Annotated in this window: 19 protein-coding genes; 8 read left to right on the forward strand and 11 right to left on the reverse strand. The window is 59.0% G+C overall.

All coding sequences use genetic code 11. The features are described 5' to 3' along the window. Positions 1–210 precede the first annotated feature (210 nt). From folK to dksA, 7 genes are all read right to left on the reverse strand, one after another. On the reverse strand, positions 211–708 hold the full coding sequence (folK, locus tag ACZRKZ_RS23485) for a 2-amino-4-hydroxy-6-hydroxymethyldihydropteridine diphosphokinase (protein ID WP_463982890.1): 498 nt from the start codon (positions 706–708) through the stop codon (positions 211–213). Positions 709–713: 5 nt separating this feature from the next. Further along, a complete protein-coding gene (locus ACZRKZ_RS23490) occupies positions 714–2,120 on the reverse strand; it encodes a polynucleotide adenylyltransferase PcnB (protein WP_463970183.1) in 1,407 nt (468 codons plus the stop codon). Positions 2,121–2,844: 724 nt separating this feature from the next. Then, positions 2,845–4,278 (reverse strand): sigma-54-dependent transcriptional regulator, encoded by a 1,434-nt coding sequence (locus tag ACZRKZ_RS23495; RefSeq protein ID WP_463970184.1) that lies wholly within the window; start codon positions 4,276–4,278, stop codon positions 2,845–2,847. A 22-nt stretch (positions 4,279–4,300) separates the two neighbouring features. Beyond that, positions 4,301–7,255, reverse strand: a complete 2,955-nt coding sequence (locus ACZRKZ_RS23500) for a sensor histidine kinase (RefSeq protein ID WP_463982891.1) — start codon at positions 7,253–7,255, stop codon at positions 4,301–4,303. Further along, entirely contained in the window at positions 7,239–7,415 is a 177-nt protein-coding gene (locus ACZRKZ_RS23505) for a hypothetical protein (protein WP_003176118.1), read from the reverse strand. The genes ACZRKZ_RS23500 and ACZRKZ_RS23505 overlap by 17 nt, the downstream gene beginning before the upstream one ends. Positions 7,416–7,528: 113 nt before the next feature. Beyond that, complete coding sequence (gene gluQRS, locus ACZRKZ_RS23510) at positions 7,529–8,416, reverse strand: tRNA glutamyl-Q(34) synthetase GluQRS (RefSeq protein WP_463982892.1); 888 nt, start codon at positions 8,414–8,416, stop codon at positions 7,529–7,531. Positions 8,417–8,500: 84 nt separating this feature from the next. Continuing rightward, positions 8,501–8,935 carry an RNA polymerase-binding protein DksA gene (gene dksA / locus ACZRKZ_RS23515; RefSeq protein WP_133103526.1) on the reverse strand — a complete coding sequence of 145 codons (435 nt, stop codon included), beginning with the start codon at positions 8,933–8,935 and terminating at the stop codon, positions 8,501–8,503. A 320-nt stretch (positions 8,936–9,255) separates the two neighbouring features. Between dksA and ACZRKZ_RS23520 the strand changes: the two genes are divergently transcribed. Both ACZRKZ_RS23520 and sfsA read left to right on the forward strand, forming a co-directional pair. Then, the gene (locus ACZRKZ_RS23520) at positions 9,256–10,428 is read left to right on the forward strand and encodes a pyridoxal phosphate-dependent aminotransferase (RefSeq protein ID WP_463970187.1); all 1,173 of its coding nucleotides are present in this window, start codon (positions 9,256–9,258) and stop codon (positions 10,426–10,428) included. Continuing rightward, positions 10,428–11,141 carry a DNA/RNA nuclease SfsA gene (sfsA, locus tag ACZRKZ_RS23525; protein ID WP_463982893.1) on the forward strand — a complete coding sequence of 238 codons (714 nt, stop codon included), beginning with the start codon at positions 10,428–10,430 and terminating at the stop codon, positions 11,139–11,141. Before ACZRKZ_RS23520 ends, sfsA begins: the two co-directional genes overlap by 1 nt. Here sfsA and ACZRKZ_RS23530 read toward each other — a convergent pair. Next, positions 11,138–11,455 carry a Rieske (2Fe-2S) protein gene (locus ACZRKZ_RS23530; protein ID WP_350616310.1) on the reverse strand — a complete coding sequence of 106 codons (318 nt, stop codon included), beginning with the start codon at positions 11,453–11,455 and terminating at the stop codon, positions 11,138–11,140. The two genes, sfsA and ACZRKZ_RS23530, sit on opposite strands and share 4 nt — an antisense overlap. 207 nt (positions 11,456–11,662) lie before the next feature. On the opposite strand from ACZRKZ_RS23530, the gene ACZRKZ_RS23535 reads away from it, so the two are divergent. From ACZRKZ_RS23535 to ACZRKZ_RS23545, 3 genes are read left to right on the forward strand one after another with little or no spacing between them, the layout of a single operon-like run. Beyond that, on the forward strand, positions 11,663–12,541 hold the full coding sequence (locus ACZRKZ_RS23535) for a heme/hemin ABC transporter substrate-binding protein (protein WP_463982894.1): 879 nt from the start codon (positions 11,663–11,665) through the stop codon (positions 12,539–12,541). After that, positions 12,538–13,575: a FecCD family ABC transporter permease gene (locus ACZRKZ_RS23540; RefSeq protein ID WP_133103531.1), complete on the forward strand. Its 1,038-nt coding sequence runs from the start codon at positions 12,538–12,540 to the stop codon at positions 13,573–13,575. Before ACZRKZ_RS23535 ends, ACZRKZ_RS23540 begins: the two co-directional genes overlap by 4 nt. Beyond that, positions 13,575–14,342, forward strand: coding sequence for a heme ABC transporter ATP-binding protein (locus tag ACZRKZ_RS23545; RefSeq protein ID WP_149413204.1), 768 nt, complete (start codon positions 13,575–13,577; stop codon positions 14,340–14,342). The genes ACZRKZ_RS23540 and ACZRKZ_RS23545 overlap by 1 nt, the downstream gene beginning before the upstream one ends. Positions 14,343–14,602: 260 nt before the next feature. Here ACZRKZ_RS23545 and ACZRKZ_RS23550 read toward each other — a convergent pair whose 3' ends face one another. From ACZRKZ_RS23550 to ACZRKZ_RS23560, 3 genes are all read right to left on the reverse strand, one after another. Continuing rightward, entirely contained in the window at positions 14,603–14,875 is a 273-nt protein-coding gene (locus ACZRKZ_RS23550; protein ID WP_463970191.1) for a TfoX/Sxy family protein, read from the reverse strand. Positions 14,876–15,079: 204 nt separating this feature from the next. Continuing rightward, positions 15,080–15,424, reverse strand: coding sequence for a pentapeptide repeat-containing protein (locus tag ACZRKZ_RS23555; RefSeq protein WP_463970192.1), 345 nt, complete (start codon positions 15,422–15,424; stop codon positions 15,080–15,082). A gap of 91 nt (positions 15,425–15,515) precedes the next feature. Continuing rightward, positions 15,516–17,072, reverse strand: a complete 1,557-nt coding sequence (locus ACZRKZ_RS23560) for a bifunctional aminoglycoside phosphotransferase/ATP-binding protein (protein ID WP_463970193.1) — start codon at positions 17,070–17,072, stop codon at positions 15,516–15,518. Between the two features lie 118 nt (positions 17,073–17,190). Here ACZRKZ_RS23560 and mrcB point away from each other — a divergent pair, with 118 nt between their 5' ends. From mrcB to ACZRKZ_RS23575, 3 genes are read left to right on the forward strand one after another with little or no spacing between them, the layout of a single operon-like run. After that, a complete protein-coding gene (gene mrcB / locus ACZRKZ_RS23565; RefSeq protein ID WP_463970194.1) occupies positions 17,191–19,515 on the forward strand; it encodes a penicillin-binding protein 1B in 2,325 nt (774 codons plus the stop codon). Between the two features lie 16 nt (positions 19,516–19,531). Beyond that, positions 19,532–20,263, forward strand: a complete 732-nt coding sequence (locus ACZRKZ_RS23570; protein ID WP_149413199.1) for a tetratricopeptide repeat protein — start codon at positions 19,532–19,534, stop codon at positions 20,261–20,263. Continuing rightward, entirely contained in the window at positions 20,263–20,592 is a 330-nt protein-coding gene (locus ACZRKZ_RS23575; RefSeq protein ID WP_463970195.1) for a YqcC family protein, read from the forward strand. The genes ACZRKZ_RS23570 and ACZRKZ_RS23575 overlap by 1 nt, the downstream gene beginning before the upstream one ends. Positions 20,593–20,812 lie beyond the last annotated feature (220 nt).

The raw sequence follows: 20,812 nt of genomic DNA on the forward strand, positions 1-20,812 counted from the left end.
GGGTCCTCGTTCAGGCGCTTGGAAACAGCGAGTAACGCGCGTGAATCTTCGTTTATACAGGCGCACTTTCTTAAAAAACAGTGCTTATAAGGCCTGGATTGCGCCCTTCAGCGCCGGGTTGGCGGCAGCGGGACGCCTATAGTCGTGAGGAGGACTCTGGAAGTCAATTGGATGTGTTACCGCATTGTTACGATCGGGGTGTTACCGCTGTTACTGATGCGATTCAGCAGGAGTGAGGCGCTCCAGACCAACGAACGGGCAGGCGGCGAGCAGGTCGCTGAGGATGCGGCCATCGGCCAATTGCAGGCTGGCTGGCGCCAGTTCGGCCAACGGGTAAAGCACGAACGCTCGCAAATGCATCTGATAGTGCGGCACCTTGAGGCGCGGCTCATCAATCAGCCAATCGCCGAACAGCAATATGTCCAGGTCCAGGGTCCGCGGGCCCCAGCGCTCAAGACGCTCACGGCCTTGGTCGTTTTCAATTGCTTGCAACGCATCGAGCAGTTCGATGGGCGCGAGGGTGCTGTCCAGGGCAGCGACCGCGTTGGTATAACGCGGTTGGCCTGGGAGTAACGAATCACTTTGATAAAAGGCGGAGACGCCCGCCAGCGTGGTGTTTGGCAATTGCGCCAATGCCTGGACGGCATTGTGCAATTGCTCTTCGGGGGCTGACAGGTTGCTGCCCATTCCGATGTAGACGCGCTTCATCGGACTTACTCGCCAGACGCGCTCGGGGTGTCGGCAGCACTGCGTTTACGCTTGCTACCGCTGCTGCGACGGCGCTTTTTCGGTGCATCGCCGGTGCCGTCGCCCTTGCTGCTGAGCTCACGAATCATCTCGCGACGTTCGCTGTCGTTGGCATCCTGATAGTTGGTCCACCATTCCCCCAAACCGTCGGTCTGCTCGCCAGCGCTTTCACGCAGCAGCAGGAAGTCGTAACCAGCACGGAAGCGCGGGTTGTCGAGCAGCAGGTCGGCGCGTTTGCCGCTGCGCCGTGGCAGGCGTTCTTGCATGTCCCAGATCTCGCGGATCGGCATGGTGAAGCGCTTGGGGATTGCGATGCGTTGGCACTGTTCGGCGATCAGTTCGTGAGCCGCTTCCTGTATGGCCGGAATAGGCGGCATGCCACGGTTCTGCAAGCGCATCACCCGCGCTGGCAGCGCTGGCCACAGGAGGGCGGCAAACAGGAAGGCCGGGGTTACCGGTTTGTTCTGTTTGATACGCAGGTCGGTGTTGATCAACGCTTCGCTGATCAGCGTGTGGGTGTAGGTCGGGTTGTGCTCCAGTGCTTCGGCGCTGGCGGGGAACAGCGGGTCGAACAACTGCAGGTCCACGAGCATTTCGAAGGTGTCGGCGGCGTAGCCGGAGAGGAACAGCTTGAGTACCTCTTCGAACAGGCGTGCCGAAGGGATTTCCCGCAGCATTGGCGCCAGTTCGCGAATCGGCGCGGCCGTGTGTTTCTCGATGCCGAAGTTCAGCTTGGCAGCAAAGCGCACTGCCCGCAGCATCCGCACCGGGTCTTCCTGGTAGCGTTGCGTCGGGTCGCCGATCAGGCGCAGCAGGTTGTTGCGGATATCGTGTACGCCATTGGCGTAATCGAGGATGCGCTCGCTGACCGGATCGTAGTAAAGGGCATTGATGGTGAAGTCACGGCGTTGCGCGTCCTCTTCCAGGGTGCCGTAGACATTGTCTCGCAGGATGCGCCCGCTTTCGTTGCGGGAAGACTGGTTGCTGTCTTCCTCTTCATCGTTTTGCGGGTGATTGGCGCGGAAGGTCGCCACTTCAATGATTTCGCGACCAAAGTGGATATGCACCAACTTGAAGCGCCGACCGATGATTCGCGCATTGCGAAACTCGGCACGCACTTGCTCCGGCGTGGCGCTGGTGGCGACGTCGAAATCCTTGGGCGTGATGTTGAGCAACATGTCGCGCACACAACCGCCCACCAGGTAAGCCTGGTAGCCTGCGTTCTGCAAGCGTTCGACGATGTTCACCGCATAACGGCTGAACTGGGCGCGTTGCAGCGAATGTTGGCTGCTGTTGAGCACTTCAGGCGTGCTGCGTTTATGTTGCGTACGACGCAAGGGAGAACGGAATGACTGGAACAACTTCTTCAGCATGGGATGCACTGTTTGAAGGAATGTTCGGCCATAACGAAGAATGACCGCATGATGGGCGGGGATTCTAGCATTTAGTCAGGGGATGGTGTAGGAACAAGCTGCAAGCCTTGAGCCAGAAGCTTAAAAGAGTGGTGATATCGGTCAATCGCGCAAGCCAAATTGTAGAAACTACAAGGGGAGCCGAAGCTCCCCGAGAAAGTAGTTGCGTACTCTATTTTTATTATTGATTTCGGGCTTCTTGTTTTTGTTGATCGCCCTCGCCATGAAGCTTCACCTTCATGACACTCCCAATTGGGAGTCAAGAGCAAACGGATTGCTTTGGTCGCTGTGTTGCGATGATCAATGATCCAACCAGTTCAGGCTCTGCCTTAGGGCAGTTTTTGTTGTTCTCGGCCTGGTTGCGGGGCAAGCCCCAAATGCAACGCCTCTCCAAAAGAATCAGTTAGCTGCGCCTCCGCCGTGTTGTTTTTATTATGCGTGAGTCGATTCGTCTTATTTTTATTGTCTTTTGCATTGCTTGTTATTGTTCTTGTACTAAACATATAGCAGGGTGCGTGCCAACTTTTGCGCGGGCCAGCAAAATAGGGGCTAAAGGCGCTTTCGGGTTTTTGGCAGGCAAAAAAAAGCCGGGACTTCGTTACCGTAAGCCCCGGCTTTTGTTACGTGAAATATCTGAGGTAACAGTTTTTTCACATTTGAGGGTGTTACCTGGTGTGAAACTGCATCAGCTTTCGCTGGCAACCCCGGTCTTGCGCCGTGGAATACCCAGGCGCTGGCGCCGTTCCCACAGGCATTTGCGGCTTACACCCAGCTTGCGGGCCAACTCGGTCTCGGTCATATGGTCCTGATGCTCAAGGACAAAGTGCTGGAAGTAATCTTCCAGTGACAAATCTTCCGTCGGCTCATGGCTAGTGTTACTGACGCCCTGTTGTGGGGCCAGGCCGATGAAGTCGTCATCGTGCAGATCGCTCAGCTCGATATCGATACCCAGCAGTTCGGCGGAAATTTCCGGGCTCTCCGACAGGATCACTGCACGTTCCACCGCGTTTTCCAGTTCTCGCACGTTACCGGGCCAGGAGTAATGCCTGATCGCCTGCTCGGCATCGGCGGCGAACTTCAGGTCGGTGCGGTTAACCCGTGCGCTCTGGCGTATCAGGAATGCATCTGCAATCTCATTGACGTCGGCGCCACGCTCGCGCAGGGCTGGCAACTTGAGCGCGATCACATGCAGGCGATAGTAAAGGTCTTCACGGAACTGTCCGATTTTCGCCAGGCCTTTCAGGTCCCGGTGAGTGGCCGCGATCAGGCGTACATCGACCTTCTGCGACTGCACCGAACCGACCCGACGAATCTCGCCTTCCTGCAGCACCCGCAGCAGGCGTGCCTGGGCTTCCAGAGGCAGTTCACCGATCTCGTCGAGGAACAACGTGCCGCCATCCGCGGCTTCGACCAGGCCGGCACGACCGGCACTGGCACCGGTAAAGGCGCCTTTTTCGTGGCCGAACAGTTCGGACTCGATCAGGGATTCAGGAATCGCTGCACAGTTCACAGAGATCATCGGTGCCTTGGCGCGCTTGGACAGGTTGTGCAGGGCGCGGGCCACCAGCTCTTTACCGGTGCCGGACTCGCCCTGGATCAGGACATTGGAGTCGGTGGGCGCTACTTTGCGGATCTTGCTGTACAGGTCCTGCATTGGCGGGCAGGAACCGATAATGCCGATCTCGCCATTACTGTTGTCGACCCCCGGCTTGTCGGCGCCGTTGACGGCCTTGCCCGCTGGGCGCTCGGCTGGAGCGCTGCTGACTGACTGCCGGTCACGCAGAATACGGGCCACGGCCTGGAGCATTTCGTCGTGATCGAAAGGCTTGGCGATGTAGTCCACCGCGCCCATCTTCATCGAGTCCACCGCCGAGCGCAGGCTGGCGTAGCTGGTCATGATCAGTACCGGGGTACCTTGGCCAAGCTTGATCAGTTCGGTGCCAGGCGCGCCAGGCAGGCGCAGGTCACTGACGATCAGGTCGAACGTGGGAATGCTGAAACGCTCTTGGGCTTCCTGCACCGAGCCGGCTTCGCTGACCTGGTACTGATTACGTTCAAGCAAGCGACGCAAGGCAGAGCGGATAATGGTTTCGTCTTCGACGATCAAAATGTGCGGCATTGATTCAGTTCTCTCGACGGTCTCAGTTCACAGCGGACGTCGCTTCGACATGACGCGGCAAGGTCACCCGAATACGGGTGCCGCGTTGGCTTTCGGTGTCAGCCGGGCTGTCGATGGTGATTTGTCCATAATGCTCTTCAACGATGGAATAGACCAGTGCAAGGCCCAGACCGGTACCTTCACCCGGATCCTTGGTAGTGAAGAAGGGTTCGAACAATCGGTCCATGATGTTCTGTGGAATGCCGCTGCCTTCGTCCTCGACGATCAGGTCGACGGTGTGCTCGAAAACCTCGCTCTTGACCCGTACCGCGCTGCCGGCCGGCGATGCGTCGCGGGCGTTGGACAGCAGGTTGATTAGCACCTGGGCCAAGCGTTGCGGGTCACCATCGACCCAATGTTCCGGGTCGCACAGGTTAAAGAACTGTACTTCGAAATTGCGCCGGTTCAAGGCCAGCAGCCCAATGGCATCTTGGGCGACTTCGGCCAGGCACACTGCTTCATCGCGATTCTGATGACCGCCCGCGTGGGCAAAGCTCATCAGCGATTGCACGATGCGCGAGACACGCTTGGTTTGTTCGAGGATTTGCCCGCTGATTTCGGTGATTTCGTCGTCTTCTTCGCGCTCTTCCCGCAGGTTTTGCGCAAGGCAGGCGATACCGGTGATCGGATTGCCGATTTCATGGGCTACGCCGGCTGCCAGGCGCCCGATGCTGGCCAGGCGTTCGGAGTGCACCAGTTTGTCTTCCAGCATCTGGGTTTCGGTGAGGTCTTCCACCAGCAGTACCAAACCGCTGTTGCCAGGCGCCAGGGGCTCGTCGATTGCCGCTTTGTGCAGGTTGAGCCAGCGGGTCTGGCCGTCGAGGGCCAGGTGCTGTTTGTGCAAGTGCTCATCCGGCAGGTTGATGAAGCCTTGAAGCAACTCTTTCCACGGATCGCCAATGGTGTTCAGGCGCGAGCCCACCACACGCTGGGCAGCGATGCCGGTGAGTTCTTCCATGGCCTTGTTCCACATCAGGATTTCTTGATCCTTGGCCAGGGAGCAGACACCCATGGGCAGTTCCTGCAAGGTTTGGCGGTGGTAACGACGCAAGGCATCGAGTTCGGCGGCAAGGCCGGTGAGGCGCGAGTGGTAGTCCTCCAGCCGGCTCTCGATGAAGTGGATGTCTTCGGTGACGTAGTTCTCGCCGCCGGCCTTGTAGGGCAGGAAAGTCTCGACCATGTCCTGGGACACGCTGGGGCCCATCAACCCGGAGAGGTTGGCTTCGATGCGGTCACGCAGGCGGCGTAGCGCATACGGCCGGCGCTCGTCGAAGGGCAGGTAGAGATCGCGCAGGGCCTGTTCGACTTCCTTTTGCGCGGCCTTGGCGCCCAGGGGCTTGGCCAGTTGCGTGGCGAATTCCTGGGGCGAGGCGGCATGCAGTTCCCGGCGTTGCGGGCGACGCACGTTATCTACCGCACAGGCTTCGGCAGCGCTGGTTTCTTCGGGGCTGGCGTTGGTGAATAGCGAGATCAGGGTGAACATCAGTACGTTGGCCGCCAGTGAGGCAATGGCTGCCATGTGCCAACTGGTGTCGTCCAGCACGTAGATCATGTTCAGCAACGGAATGTAGAAACCTTGCAGATTGCCCACCAGCGGCAGCAGCATGGTCACCAGCCACACCAGTATCCCCGCCAGGAGCCCTGCGATAAAGCCGCGACGATTGGCAGTCGGCCAGTACAGCACCGACAGCACGCCTGGCAAAAACTGCAAAGTGGCAACGAAGGCGACGATGCCCAGGTTGGCCAGGTCCTGCTCGGCGCCCAGCAGCAGATAGAAACCATAACCGGCCATGATGATCGCGACGATCAGTGCCCGGCGGGTCCACTTCAGCCAGCGGTAGATGTTGCCTTCAGCGGGTGGCTGGTACAGCGGCAGCACCAGGTGATTGAGCGCCATGCCCGATAGCGCCAGGGTGGTGACGATGATCAGCCCGCTGGCGGCGGATAACCCGCCGACGTAGGCCAGCAGCGCCAAGGACTTGCTGTTGGCCGCGATACCAATGCCCAGGGTGAAGTATTCCGGGTTGGTGGTGGCGCCCAGCTTCAGGCCGGCCCACAGGATCAGCGGCACCGCCAGGCTCATCAGCAAAAGGAACAGCGGCAAGCCCCAGCTCGCACTTACCAATGAGCGCGGGTTGAGGTTTTCGGTAAACGTCATGTGGTACATGTGGGGCATGACGATGGCCGAGGCAAAGAACACCAGCAGCAAGGTGCGCCACGGGCCTTCTTGCAGCGGAGTGTGCAAGGCGGCGAGGGCGGTCTGGTTTTGCAGTAGCCACATTTCCAACTGCTGTGGGCCGTCGAATACGCCGTACAGCGCATAGAGCCCGACGCCGCCAATGGCGATCAGCTTGATCACCGACTCAAAGGCAATCGCAAACACCAGGCCTTCGTGTTTTTCGCGGGTGGCAATATGCCGTGAACCGAAAAAAATTGTGAACAGGGTGATCAGCGCGCAGAAACTCAGGGCGACCCGGTATTGCACGGGTTCTCGGGTGAGGATGCCAATCGAATCGGCCACCGCCTGGATTTGTAGCGCCAGCAACGGCAACACGCCGATCAGCATGAAAATCGTGGTCAGCGCCCCGGCCCAAGTGCTGCGAAAGCGGAAGGCAAACAGGTCGGCCAGGGACGACAGCTGATAGGTGCGGGTAATTTTTAGAATCGGGTACAGCAGCACCGGCGCCAGCAAAAACGCGCCCGACACCCCGAGGTAGCTGGAAAGAAAGCCGTATCCATACTGATAGGCCAGGCCCACCGTGCCATAAAACGCCCAGGCACTGGCATACACGCCCAGCGACAAGGTGTAGGTCAATGGATGGCGAATGATCGCCCGCGGAATCATTCCGCGCTCACTGATCCAGGCTACCCCGAACAGCGCGGCCAGGTAGGCGGCGCTGATCAGCAGCATCTGGGTCAGGCTAAAGCTCATCGGCATCTTTTTGGCTCTGCAGGATGAAAGTCACAACGATCAGGATCAGCCAAAGCAGATAGGGCCGGTACCAGGCACCCGTGGCGTCGATCCACCAATCCATGATGGCGGGGGAAAACAGATAGATCCCGACGACCAGCAGGAGGACCAATCGATAGATATACATACTGGCCTCTGATTGAAAAACTCGTTGAAGTAGCGGCTTTTTTGTAGGTGCGAGCGCCTATACAAATAAAACTGCGGCGATGGTAACGGATGGGCGCCAAGCTGCAAGCGCCCTTAACGTAATTGCGCTTGCGCCAAGGTGAGTGTGCGCGGGATTTGGCTGGCGTCCCAGTGACGGATGCCCCAATCCAGCAGTTCCCGTGGGCTGGCGTGATCCAGTTCATTACCTGGTTGTTGGCCAAGGGCGCGCAACGCTCTGAGCAGCAAAGGCGTGGCCTGGTCGCTGGTCAAGGGCGGTGAACGGTAGGATTTGCCCAGCTTGTTGCCGTCGGGCTGGGTGATCAGCGGCACATGCAGGTAACGCGGTTGCGGCAAGCCGAGCAGCTCCTGCAGATACAACTGGCGCGGTGTAGAGTCGAGCAAGTCGGCGCCCCGCACGATATCGGTGACACCCTGCCAGGCATCGTCGAGGACCACGGCCAATTGGTAAGCATAAAGGCCGTCTCGGCGGCGGATGACAAAGTCACCTACATCCCGGCCCAAGTGCTGTCGGAATTCGCCTTGTACGCGGTCGGTAAAGTGGTATTCCAACTCCGGTACCCGCAGGCGGATAGCGGCGTCTTGCTGGCCATGGCCGGCATTGCGGCACAGCCCCGGATAAATACCATTGTAAGGTTCCAGTTGTTTGCGCGAGCAGGTGCAAGCGTACGCCAGGCCGTGGTTGAACAGGCGATTGACGACTTCTGCGTAGGCATCATGCCGTGCGCTTTGTCGGACCAACTCGCCGTCCCACTCGAAGCCATAGCGTTCCAGGGCAGTGAGGATGGCCGCTTGGGCGCCGGGCTCTTCCCTAGGCGGGTCGAGGTCTTCCATGCGCATCAGCCATAGGCCCTTGTTTGCGCGGGCGTCGAGGTAGGAAGCAAGGGCTGCGACCAGCGAACCGAAGTGCAGGTGACCGCTGGGGGTGGGGGCGAAGCGCCCGATATAGGAGGAGGCTGTCATGGGGTGGATGTTACTGGAAAAGCCGTAAACGGCAGATACAAAAATGGGGCGTTTGCACGCCCCATTCGTTCAGCTCGACAGTGTTTACTTGCCGACCTGTTTTTCCTTGATTTCTGCCAAGGTCTTGCAGTCCACGCACATGTCGGCAGTAGGACGCGCTTCCAGACGCTTGATACCAATCTCTACGCCGCAGGATTCGCACCAGCCGTAGTCTTCGTCTTCGATCAATTGCAAGGTCTTGTCGATTTTCTTGATCAGTTTGCGCTCGCGATCACGGGCGCGCAGTTCAAGGCTGAACTCTTCTTCCTGGCTGGCACGATCTGCCGGGTCGGGGAAGTTGGCCGCTTCGTCTTTCATATGGTCAACCGTGCGGTCGACCTCCTGCATCAAGTCCTGTTTCCACTTCTGCAGAATCTTAGTGAAGTGCTTACGCATGGGCTCGCCCATGTACTCCTCGCCCTTCGATTGTACGTAGGGTTCGAAGCCGCTGATGCTCTGTTGCTTTGCTTGGGTGGGCATGAATGGACCGCCTCTCACTCTTCTAATCCATTGCGCAGGATTGCAACGTCGCCGACACCTGCCGGCCCTGCGGCTGCAAGCGGGCGAACTTACCAGATCGCTTCGAGGCGCGCTACTCCCTGTTGTCGAAGCGACGTCCCGTGCCGGCCGAAAAACGGCGCAAGCCGCAGCAGGGCTGGCTTGTACCGCCTTGAATATGGATTTTAGTCGTTTTGCAGACGGTTGCCGTACCGTCTGGCGCGGACATCAGGGTAATAGAGCAGGTTTTGCGTCGCCGGTTGGGTAGAATCGGGGTTTGCATTCACAGTTAAGGAAGGCTAATGGCTCAGCCCTACAGTGCCCGCAGTCGCGCTATCGAACCTTTCCACGTCATGGCGTTGCTGGCGCGGGCTAATGAGTTGCAGGCTGCCGGTCACGATGTGATTCATCTGGAAATCGGTGAGCCGGACTTCACCACGGCGCAGCCCATCATCAAGGCAGGGCAGGCCGCCCTGGCCAATGGCAAGACGCGCTACACCGCAGCTCGCGGTTTGCCTGAGCTGCGCGAAGCCATCAGCGGTTTCTATCAGCAACGTTACGGCCTGAGTGTCGATCCCGAGCGGATTCTGATCACGCCGGGTGGCTCGGGAGCCCTGCTATTGGCCAGCAGCCTGCTGGTGGACCCCGGTAAACACTGGCTGCTGGCGGACCCAGGCTACCCGTGCAACCGGCACTTTTTGCGTCTGGTGGAAGGCGCGGCGCAACTGGTCCCGGTCGGGCCGGAGGTGCGCTATCAACTGACCGCTGATCTGGTGGCTCGCCACTGGGATCAGGACAGCGTCGGCGCACTGGTCGCCTCGCCAGCTAATCCCACCGGGACGATCCTGACGCGCGACGAATTGGCCGGGCTGTCAAACGCGATCAAGGCGCGCAACGGGCATTTGGTGGTGGATGAGATTTATCACGGGCTGACTTATGGCACTGATGCCGCCAGCGTGCTGGAAGTCGATGATGAAGCCTTTGTTCTAAATAGTTTTTCAAAGTATTTCGGAATGACCGGCTGGCGCCTGGGCTGGCTGGTGGCGCCGCCTGCGGCGGTCGGTGAGCTGGAGAAGCTGGCGCAGAACCTCTACATCAGCGCACCGAGCATGTCCCAGTACGCGGCCTTGGCCTGCTTCACCGAGGAAACACTGACTATTCTTGAGGAGCGCCGTATTGAATTTGGCCGTCGCCGTGACTTCCTTCTGCCAGCGTTGCGGGAGCTGGGTTTTGGTATCGCTGTCGAGCCCGAAGGTGCCTTTTACTTGTACGCCGATATCAGCGCATTTGGCGGCGATGCCTTCGCGTTTTGCCGGCATTTCCTGGAAACCGAATATGTGGCCTTTACTCCAGGCCTGGATTTTGGCCGTTACCAGGCCGGTCACCATGTACGGTTTGCCTACACGCAAAACCTCGATCGGCTACAGGAAGCTGTAGAACGGATTGCCCGTGGCTTACGGAGCTGGCAAGGCTGATGCGCTTTAATCCTCCCCTCGAAGAGGGTCGGCTGATTCGCCGATACAAACGTTTTCTCGCCGATATCGAAACCGTTACCGGCGAGTTGTTGACCATTCACTGCCCAAACACAGGCTCGATGTTCAATTGCATGGTTGAAGGCGGTCAGGTCTGGTTCAGCCGGTCCAACGACCCCAAGCGCAAGCTGCCAGGCACTTGGGAAATCAGCAAAACACCACAGGGGCGCCTGGCCTGTGTCAACACGGCTCGCGCTAATCAACTGGTGGAGGAGGCGTTGCGGGCGGGGGTGATTACCGAGCTCAATGGCTTTACCGGCTTGAAGCGCGAAGTGGCCTACGGTCAGGAAAACAGTCGCATCGACTTTCGCCTGGATTACCCCACGGGCGCGGCGTATGTCGAAGTCAAAAGTGTCACTTTGGGCTTTGACGGAACGTCAGTCGCGGCGTTTCCTGATGCGGTGACCCAGCGAGGGGCCAAGCACCTGCGCGAGCTGGCGCATTTGGCCCGTGACGGCGTACGGGCGGTGCAGTTGTATTGCGTCAACCTGTCCGGCATCGACGGGGTACGGCCCGCCGAAGAAATTGACGCGGGTTACGCTGCCGGGTTGCGCGAGGCCAAGGCCGCTGGGGTTGAAATCCTGGCGTACGGGGTGCGGATTAGCTCGCAGGAAATTTGCATTGAGCGCCGATTGGACGTGCTGCTCAGCGACTAGAGTTGCACCCACAACCCTTGTTCGTCTTCGCGGCCGTGCAGGGCGGTTAGGCTTTGACCCGCGCAGGGGCCGGCGATGCATTCGCCGGTCTCGATCAGAAACAGCGCACTGTGGGTCGCGCATTGAATCAGGCTGGCGCTTTGATCGAGAAAATGGTCAGGCTGCCATTCCAACGGCACACCACGATGGGGGCAGCGATTGACATAGAAGTAGGCGATGCCTTCCCTGCGCACGGCGAATAGCTTGTGGCCATCGATATCGAAGCCGCGGCTGCTGGCCTCAGTAAGGATGTGTGAAGGGCAAAGAAACTTCATATTTACTCTCAGGTGGCGCGGGTAAAGGGCTGCAGGACGATCCGGGTTTTGCCCGTGTGTCCGGTGCTTGACGTTTAAATGCAAACAATTATCAAATGCTGGCTTCGCCCGTTAGCTAGCTGCGTGCTTAGTACGATGCCAGGCAGCCTTGATCTGTCACAGGACTGAGTGGTTCAGTGGGTCCACCCCTTTGAAGGAAACCCTTTTATGCACCTGAGTGCCAGCGCTATTGCGATTGTTGTCGGACTGCTGGTCAACCACGGGGCTCAAGCCTCTGAACTGCCGCAACGCTGGGTCAGTGCCGGCGGTGCGTTATCAGAGTGGGTGACGGCTCTGGGCGGCGAATCGAAGTTGGTGGGGGTCGATACCACCAGCCAGCATCCTGAATCCCTCAAGGCACTGCCGAGCATCGGTTACCAGCGTCAGTTATCGGCCGAGGGCATTCTTAGTCTGCGTCCGCAAATCCTGGTCGGTACTGAAGAAATGGGCCCGCCACCGGTGCTGGCGCAGATTCGCAGTGCTGGCGTGCAGGTGGAGATGTTTTCGGCTCAGCCTGACCTGCCGACGCTTGAGGGCAATTTGCAGCATTTGGGCAAGCTGCTGGGTAGCGATGCCAAGGCGTCAGAGTTGTTTGGCGTCTATAAAAAGCAGCTTGAGCAGCAAAAAGGCTGGGTGGCTCACGCTCAGGCCACGCAAAAAGCGCCAGGCGTCCTGTTGGTGTTGGGGCATGCCGGTGGTAAGCCGTTGATTGCAGGTAAAGACACGGCCGCCGACTGGGTGCTGCAACAAGCGGGTGGTCGTAACCTGGCCACCCACAGTGGCTACAAACCGTTTTCCGTCGAGTCCTTGGCGGGCATGAGTCCCGAGGTGCTGGTGTTCTCGGATCGTGCCCTGAGCGGTGACGCAGCGCGCGCGGCGCTGTTCAAGGAAAACCCGATTCTCGCGGCCACTCCGGCAGCCAAGGTCGGTCGGGTCTTTGAGCTGGACCCTACTTTGCTGGTGGGGGGGCTGGGCCCACGTCTGCCAAAAAGTCTGCTGCAACTGTCCGCCGGCTTCTACCCGTCCCAGGTTAAAACTGCCCCATGACCACTCTGGTTAAACCGCGGACGCTGTTCATTGGCTTGAGCCTGCTGTGTGTACTGGCGATCTGGCTGTCATTAGCCCTGGGGCCGGTCAGCTTACCGTTGCTCGATACATTGCGGGCGGCATTGCGCTTGCTTGGCGTGCCGATTGAGGCGCAGGGCCTGGAGCAGGCGGAGTTGATTCTTGGCCAGATCCGCTTGCCGCGCACCCTGCTGGGGCTGGCGGTTGGCGGCGTGCTGGCGCTGTCGGGCGTTGCCATGCAGGGGCTGTTTCGCAACCCATTGGCCGATCCAGGCTTGGTGGGGGTTTCCAGTGGTGCGGCGCTGGGGGCGGCGGTTGCGATTGTCGGTGGTTCGATCTTTGGTGGTTTGCCCGATGCCTTGGGGCCGTACTTGCTGTCGCTGTGCGCGTTTCTCGGCGGTTTGGGGGTGACTGCACTGGTCTACCGCCTGGGACGGCGCAATGGCCAGACCAACGTTGCCACGATGTTGCTGGCCGGTATCGCGCTGACGGCGCTGGCCGGCTCGGCGGTCGGCCTGTTTACCTACCTGGCAGATGACGCCACGCTGCGCACCCTCACTTTCTGGAACCTGGGTAGCCTTAACGGTGCCAGCTATTCGCGGTTGTGGCCGTTGTTGTTGGTCAGTGCGGGTGTGGCGCTGTGGCTGCCCCGCCGGGCCAAGGCGCTGAATGCCCTGTTGCTGGGCGAATCGGAAGCCAATCACCTGGGAGTTGATGTCGAGGGCCTTAAGCGTGAATTGGTGTTTTGCACGGCGCTTGGTGTAGGTGCCGCGGTGGCGGCGGCGGGGATGATCGGCTTTGTCGGCCTGGTGGTGCCGCATCTGGTGCGCCTGCTGGCGGGGCCGGATCATCGCGTCTTGCTGCCTGCGTCGGTGCTGGCGGGCGCGAGCCTGCTGTTGTTCGCTGATCTGGTGGCCCGCCTGGCCCTGGCGCCGGCGGAGTTGCCCATCGGTATTGTTACCGCCTTTATCGGCGCCCCGTTTTTTCTTTATTTGTTGTTGCGAGGACGCGCCTGATGCTGCGAGTGGACAACCTGCAGATCCGTCGCGGCAGGAAAACTGTGCTGGCCGACGTGACCCTGGATCTGAGACCGGGGGAAGTACTCGGCGTGCTAGGTCCCAATGGCGCGGGCAAAAGCACCTTGCTCGGGGCGCTGTGTGGCGAGTTGCAGCCCGATAAGGGTCAGGTATGGCTGGACCAGCTCGAATTGAAGGAGTGGAGCGGGGCGCAACGGGCTCAGCGTCTGGCGGTATTGCCCCAGACGTCTACTTTGGACTTTGCTTTTCGTGTCGAGGAAGTCGTCGGCATGGGCCGTCTACCTCATCAAACCGGTCGGGTGCGTGACGATGAAATTATTAGCGCCGCCCTGCATGCTGCGGATATCGGCCACTTGAGTGGTCGCAGCTATCTGGCCCTGTCCGGCGGTGAGCGTCAGCGTGTTCACCTGGCGCGGGTGCTCGCGCAACTGTGGCCGGGCGAGGCGGGGCAGACCTTGTTACTGGATGAGCCGACGTCGATGCTCGATCCGTTGCACCAGCACACTACCTTGCAAGCGATTCGCACTTTCGCTGACCGCGGCGCGGCGGTGCTGGTGATCCTGCACGATCTGAACCTGGCTGCCCGCTACTGTGACCGCATATTGCTGCTGGAAGAGGGGCGTCCGCATGCCCTCGATTCTCCGGCGCAGGTCTTGCGTCCAGAACCTCTGAAAGCGGTGTTTGGTCTTGATGTATTGGTGCAGCCGCATCCCGAGCGCGGGCATCCGTTGATCATTGCCCGCTGAAGCTGCAGTGCGGTTCAGGATGCTTTTCTCCAGGTAAAAAAAGACCCGGCAAGAGCCGGGTCAAATAACCGTGATTAGCCTGATGAGGAGATAATCTGAGAGTCCGAACCAATGGTCTTTCAGTTATCGGCTGATCTCGCGACCAGTTGCGATAATCATAACGATTCTCATTTGAGAGTCAACATTTGTTTTTGCTGTCTTTTTCATTTTTCTCAAATACTCGCTTGGAATCCCCGGAAACATTAGGTCAATTGGTCGTTTCAGTTTTTTTGCCGTGTCAAAAGAGCTTCCAGCTGACGATTCAAGGCTTCTTTGCGCTCTGCCGGAATATCGTTCCAGTGCACATCCATCAGCGCCCCTTCGATGGCATACAGCAGCACTTTGGACGCCCGGAAGCCTCGGGTTCGTACCGCCCGGTAAGCGTCTACCGCCCCCAGGCGACGCAGGTCCGAAGCACTGTGGATGCCCACCGCATGCAGCCACTGCGCCGACGTTTTGCCCAGGTTTTTCAGGTGTTGCAGCTCATCATTCATCAAGCCTCCTTGCGACGGCCGAATGGTGCGGTGGGTATCGTGACCAGGCAAGCCTGAAAGGAGTGTAGCGCTCAGTAGGAAAAGCGTAGTTCTTTGCTCGGAAACGACGCAAAAGCTTCTAAGGCTGACGCTGGAAATTTGACGGCAGGCAGATGAAGAGAGCCCGGCCCGCGTTGCGCGTAACCGAGCGGCGATGTAGCTGCATTACTTGATGCGGTAGCGCAGGCGAGTGCCGAAATTGACTGACATGAGTATCTCGTCAGCGGTCAGTTCCGGAGGGAAGTAAGTGCCCGAGATCTGCGCATGGGCGAGGCTGGCGCCCTCCAGTGAGCAATCGCGCAAGTCCAGGCCGCGCAAATCGGCGGAGCGGAAATAGGCGTCGGTAAAATCGACACCCTCGGCGCTCAGGTGGCGCAGGTCCAGCCCACGAAAGTCGCCGCCGCGCATGTCGACGGTGCCGTCCTTCGGGCGTTCCTGGTTGAAGCCGTGGATATCATCTTTATGCAGCAGCGCGTAAAGCGGGGAATCAAGAAGCTTCGGCTGGCTCACAACGGCGTCTCCTGTTGGATTTATGACGCCATTATAGTGCCACTGCTGCTCGGTCGTTAGCCGATGAGGCTCCACGACCGAGAAATTTTTCTTACAGCCCCGGCAGACGCTGACGAATATGCGCTACCAACGCGTCCAGTGTCCCGCTTTCATTGGTCTCGACCCGCTTGCTCAGCAGCACTTCCTCGGTGCTGAGCGGGTCACGGGAAGCCTGCTGCTCTTCGATGATGGTCAACGTGGCGTCGGAAGGGTCGTTCTTGTCTGCCTGGCGCTTTGCCAGCCAATTGGCGATAACGGCTTGCGGTGCGTTGCAGTCGAGGATCAGGAACGGCGCACCGGTGGCCTCGGCGACTTTGGCGGCAGCATCGCGCTGATCACGCTTGAGGTAGGTGGCATCCAGCACCACCGGAAAACCGGCGCGCAGCACTGTGTTGGCGATGGTGTTGAGTTGCGCGTAGGTGGCGGCGCTGGCGTCTGCTGCGTAAATTCCGGCTTGCGGCGTATTTTCGACCTTTTGCTCGCCAAACAGGCGCTTGCGCTCTACGTCCGAGCGCAGGCGAACGGCACCCAGCGCTTCCACCAGGCGCATCGCTACATGGCTTTTTCCGGTGGCCGATACGCCGTGGGTAATCGCCAGGAAACGCGATGGGATGGTGCTGTAGCTTTCTGCCAGGTTCGCGTAGTTGCGGTACTGGCGCAGTGTGGTCGCACGCTGCACCGGGTCGGCTTCGGCCGGCATGCTGAACAGGGCAATCTTGGCTCGGACCAGGGCGCGGTAGGCTTTATAGAAGTTCAGCAGTTCCAGGCCTTGATAGTCGCCGGTCAATTCCAGGTATTGGCTGATAAAGCGCCGGGCCAGGGATTTTAGACCACGGTCTTCGAGGTCCATGGCCAGGAAGCCAGTGTCGGCATAAACGTCTGTGAAGCGAAACGGTTCATTGAATTCGATGCAATCGAAGATCACCACATGACCGTCAATCATGGTCACGTTGCCCAAGTGAATATCACCGTGGCATTCACGAATGAAGCCATCGAGCTTGCGTTGTTCGAACAGCGGCTTGAGGCGCTCGAAGCTGCTTTCGGCCCAGGCTTGAAGGGCTTCGAGTTGCAGCAGGTCGGCCTTGTCGCTCAGGAACGGGCGGATTTGTTCGAAGTTCTGCCGCACAGGCGCCATCACGTCTTGCGGGGTGCCGGCCGAATGAGCTTGTGGAACCTTGGGTGCATTCAGATGAAAGTGCGCGATTTGCTCGGCCATCTCGTCGATGTGCGCGGTGGTCAATTCGCCGTTGGCTTGCAGGGTGCTGAGCAACTGGCTTTGCGGGAACTGGCGCATCTTCAGAACATATTCGATGACCGGGCCTTCACCGTTGAGTTGTGGTGCCTCAATGCTGCCGGTGATTGGCAAAACTTCAAGATACAGATCTTCCGTCAGGCGCTGGTTGAGGCGTAGTTCTTCGTTGCAGAAGTGGCCGCGAGCGTCCAACTGGGTGAAGTCGAGAAAGCCGAAATTCACCGGTTTTTTCATTTTATAGGCGTAGGGGCCGGTGAGCAGGACCCAGGAAATATGGGTTTCGATGACTTGAAACTCGTCTACCGGATGTGGAAACAGGGCCGGGTTTTGCAGGGCAGCAATCAGGGACTGGCTCACGGGCGATCCTTCAGAGTCTGGAAAAATTAATGGGGGGCATTATGGCTGCTCAAGCCGGTCGTGCAAACCGCTGCCCGGCTCATGTTGATCATCAATAAAGTGCGTATAATCCGCCGCCATGACTCGTACCCGATCTCCCCGTTCCCGTAAAAAACCTCCTTCCAGCGGCCTGCGCCCCTGGCTGGGCTGGGCCATCAAGCTCGGCCTGGTCGGTCTTGTAGTGATTGCAGGCTTCGCGGTCTACCTTGATGCCGTGGTTCAGGAGAAGTTCTCAGGCAAGCGCTGGACCATTCCAGCGAAGGTCTACGCGCGCCCGCTGGAATTGTTCACCGGCCAGAAGCTTAGCAAGGACGACTTCCTCACCGAACTCGATGCCCTGGGCTACCGGCGCGAAAGCGTGGCCAATGGCCCTGGTGCGGCGGCGGTCAGCGGCAATACTGTGGACTTGAACACCCGTGGCTTCCAATTCTATGAAGGCCTTGAAAAGGCGCAGCCGGTTCGTGTGCGTTTCTCGGGCGACTATGTCGCGCAGCTTTCGGCCCTCAGTGGCGAAAAGCTGCCGGTGGTGCGCCTGGAGCCGTTGCTGATTGGTGGGATTTACCCGAAAAACCTTGAAGATCGCATCCTCATCAAGATTGACCAGGTGCCTCCTTATCTGCTGGAAACCCTGGTCGCAGTGGAAGATCGGGACTTTTACAGTCACTGGGGTGTTTCGCCCAAGTCGATTGCCCGTGCCATATGGGTCAATACCTCGGGCGGCAAGATGACCCAGGGCGGCAGCACCCTGACGCAACAATTGGTCAAGAACTTCTACCTGACCAGCGAGCGCAGCCTGAGCCGTAAGCTCACTGAAGCCATGATGGCGATGCTGCTTGAGTTGCATTACGACAAACGCGAGATTCTGGAGGCGTACCTCAATGAAGTGTTTGTCGGACAGGATGGGCAGCGTGCCGTGCATGGCTTCGGTCTGGCCAGCCAGTTCTTCTTTGGTCAACCGTTGTCCGAGCTGAAGTTGCATCAAGTTGCTTTGCTGGTGGGCATGGTCAAGGGGCCGTCCTATTACAACCCGCGCCGTAATCCTGAGCGGGCAATGGAACGGCGCAATCTGGTACTCGACGTGCTTGAGCAGCAAGGCGTCGCCACAGCTGAGCAGGTCGCCGCCGCAAAGAAAATGCCACTGGGTGTGACCACTCGCGGCAAGCTGGCGGACAGCTCGTTCCCAGGCTTCATCGATCTGGTCAAGCGCCAGTTGCGTGAAGACTATCGCGACGAAGACTTGACCGAAGAGGGTCTGCGGATCTTTACCAGTTTCGACCCTATCTTGCAGATGAAGGCCGAAGCGTCCGTCACCGACACCTTCAAGCGTCTGGCCGGGCGTAAAGGCTCCGATGAGGTGGAAGCGGCCATGGTGGTGACCAATCCGGAAACCGGTGAGGTCCAGGCCATGATCGGCAGTCGCCAGGCCAGTTTCGCGGGGTTCAACCGCGCGCTGGATGCCGTGCGACCGATTGGCTCTTTAATCAAGCCGGCGGTATACCTGACCGCGTTGGAAAAACCGAGCAAGTACACACTGACCAGTTGGCTGTCCGACGAGGCTTTTTCGGTCAAGGGCGCCGATGGTCAAGTCTGGAAGCCGCAGAATTATGATCGGCGTTCCCACGGTACGGTGTTCCTGTATCAGGGCCTGGCGCATTCCTACAACTTGTCGACTGCGCGTCTTGGCCTTGAGCTTGGTGTGCCGAACGTCCTCAAGACGCTTGCACGACTGGGTGTCAGCCGGGAGTTCCCGGCATTCCCGTCCATGTTGCTCGGTGCCGGTGGCCTGAGTCCGATGGAAGTGGCGACTATGTACCAGACCCTCGCCAACGGTGGTTTCAATACGCCAATGCGCGGGATTCGTAGCGTCTTGACCGCTGAAGGTGAACCGCTCAAACGCTATCCGTTCCAGATTCAGCAGCGCTTTGATCCGGCTTCCATCTATCTGGTCCAGAACGCCATGCAGCGGGTAATGCGTGAAGGTACAGGGCGTTCGGTGTACAGCTCGCTGCCTGCCAACCTGACCCTGGCCGGCAAGACAGGTACCAGTAACGATTCCCGGGACAGCTGGTTCGCCGGTTTCAGTCAGGACTTGCTCGCCGTGGTCTGGCTGGGCCGCGATGACAATGGCAAGACCCCGTTCACCGGTGCCACCGGTGCATTGCAGGTCTGGACCAGTTTCATGCGCAAGGCTGACCCGTTACCACTGAACATGCCGCAGCCCGACAATATCGTCCAGGCCTGGATCGATCCCCATACTGGTCAAGGCTCCGATGCCAACTGTCCGGGTGCGGTACAGATGCCGTATATTCGCGGCAGCGAACCGCCAGCCGGCGCAGCGTGCGGTGGCGGTGTTCCCGCGGACGCTGATTCGGTCATGGATTGGGTCAAGGGCTGGATGAATTAAGCAAAGAGGATTTCAAGTGAACAAGTGGTGGATTCCAGCTATTACAGCTCTGGCTTTGCTCAATGGTTGCGCCAGTGTGCAGCGCGGTTCTATTCCGGTGGTGGATTCCGGTTCAGCTGTTTCAAACAATGATCGGATCTCGGCCAATGGCGGCTTCCGTCAAACCGTGACCACGCGCCCTACACAGGCGACAACTCAAGCGGTGCCACAAGATTCTGGCGTGGTGGTGATGGTTCCAGGTGGCGGCGCGACTACATCGGCACCCATCAGTGCCGAGCCGTTTACACCAGGGCCGATCACTCCTGGGCCAGTTGATTCTGCACCGATTCAATCAGCGCCGATCAACCAGGGCACCTACAACATGCCCTCGACACCGAGCGGGATTCCGTCCGCCAATGCCGGTGGCCTGTCGGCCGACGAGCAATTGGACGGCCCGGTGCTGGCCTTGCTCACCACCGCGCAGCAACAGCAGGCCGGTGGCGACTTGAACGGCGCATCCTCCAGTCTTGAGCGCGCCCAGCGCGTGGCACCGCGCGAACCGCAAGTGCTGTATCGCCTGGCACAAGTGCGCATGGCCCAGGGCGATGCGCCGCAAGCCGAGCAGTTTGCACGCCGTGGCCTGACGTTGGCCAACGGTCGACCTGACCTGCAGGCAAGCCTGTGGGGCTTGATTGCCCAGGCTCGTGAGAAGCAGGGTGACGCTGCCGGTGCCGCTCAGGCTCGGCAAAAGGCCAAGGTCAGTCTCTGATGGATGCACGTTTTCCGGCGATTGCCGAACAGTTGTTGATGATCGAGCGTGAGTTACGATTGCAGGGCTGGTGGGACGAGGTGTCTCCGGGTGCGCAGGCCTTAAGCAGTGTTGAGCCCTTTTCGGTCGATACCCTGGATTTCCATCAGTGGCTGCAATGGATTTTCCTTGCAAGGATGAAGCAAATCCTTGAACAGGACCTGCCGCTGCCCAATGCTTCGGGAATTATGGAGATGGCTGAGATGGTCTACGCCACCCGGCCGCGAGAAAGCCTTGGCCTGCGGGCTGCGCTGAAAAAGTTCGACCAATTGATCGTCGACGCTCGTTAATTGCCTGACTGCCGGGTTTTCCGGCAGCCTTGCGCACATTTCTACCGCTTGACGACATTCAGGCGAGTTTTATCCCTTCTCAAACCCCTTTCTTCTGCGTTCTCATGCGCTTAGTTGGAAAAAAGCGCAATTATTGCTTGACTTGAAGGGGCTGAAACAGAAGAATCCAAAGTCCGCTGTAGAGGGACTGCCAAAAGCAGACCCACTCAGCAGATCATGA

The sequence above is a fragment of the Pseudomonas sp. c313 genome, assembly GCF_055407145.1.

Coding starts and splice junctions, on each gene's coding strand:
- ACZRKZ_RS23540 (WP_133103531.1), top strand. CDS start 12,538: ATGACCACTCTGGTTAAACCGCGGACGCTGTTCATTGGCTTGAGCCTG.
- ACZRKZ_RS23495 (WP_463970184.1), bottom strand. CDS start 4,278: ATGCCGCACATTTTGATCGTCGAAGACGAAACCATTATCCGCTCTGCC.
- ACZRKZ_RS23505 (WP_003176118.1), bottom strand. CDS start 7,415: ATGTATATCTATCGATTGGTCCTCCTGCTGGTCGTCGGGATCTATCTG.
- sfsA (WP_463982893.1), top strand. CDS start 10,428: ATGCGCTTTAATCCTCCCCTCGAAGAGGGTCGGCTGATTCGCCGATAC.
- ACZRKZ_RS23530 (WP_350616310.1), bottom strand. CDS start 11,455: ATGAAGTTTCTTTGCCCTTCACACATCCTTACTGAGGCCAGCAGCCGC.
- gluQRS (WP_463982892.1), bottom strand. CDS start 8,416: ATGACAGCCTCCTCCTATATCGGGCGCTTCGCCCCCACCCCCAGCGGT.
- ACZRKZ_RS23520 (WP_463970187.1), top strand. CDS start 9,256: ATGGCTCAGCCCTACAGTGCCCGCAGTCGCGCTATCGAACCTTTCCAC.
- dksA (WP_133103526.1), bottom strand. CDS start 8,935: ATGCCCACCCAAGCAAAGCAACAGAGCATCAGCGGCTTCGAACCCTAC.
- folK (WP_463982890.1), bottom strand. CDS start 708: ATGAAGCGCGTCTACATCGGAATGGGCAGCAACCTGTCAGCCCCCGAA.
- ACZRKZ_RS23575 (WP_463970195.1), top strand. CDS start 20,263: ATGGATGCACGTTTTCCGGCGATTGCCGAACAGTTGTTGATGATCGAG.
- ACZRKZ_RS23490 (WP_463970183.1), bottom strand. CDS start 2,120: ATGCTGAAGAAGTTGTTCCAGTCATTCCGTTCTCCCTTGCGTCGTACG.
- ACZRKZ_RS23500 (WP_463982891.1), bottom strand. CDS start 7,255: ATGCCGATGAGCTTTAGCCTGACCCAGATGCTGCTGATCAGCGCCGCC.
- ACZRKZ_RS23550 (WP_463970191.1), bottom strand. CDS start 14,875: ATGAATGATGAGCTGCAACACCTGAAAAACCTGGGCAAAACGTCGGCG.
- mrcB (WP_463970194.1), top strand. CDS start 17,191: ATGACTCGTACCCGATCTCCCCGTTCCCGTAAAAAACCTCCTTCCAGC.
- ACZRKZ_RS23535 (WP_463982894.1), top strand. CDS start 11,663: ATGCACCTGAGTGCCAGCGCTATTGCGATTGTTGTCGGACTGCTGGTC.
- ACZRKZ_RS23545 (WP_149413204.1), top strand. CDS start 13,575: ATGCTGCGAGTGGACAACCTGCAGATCCGTCGCGGCAGGAAAACTGTG.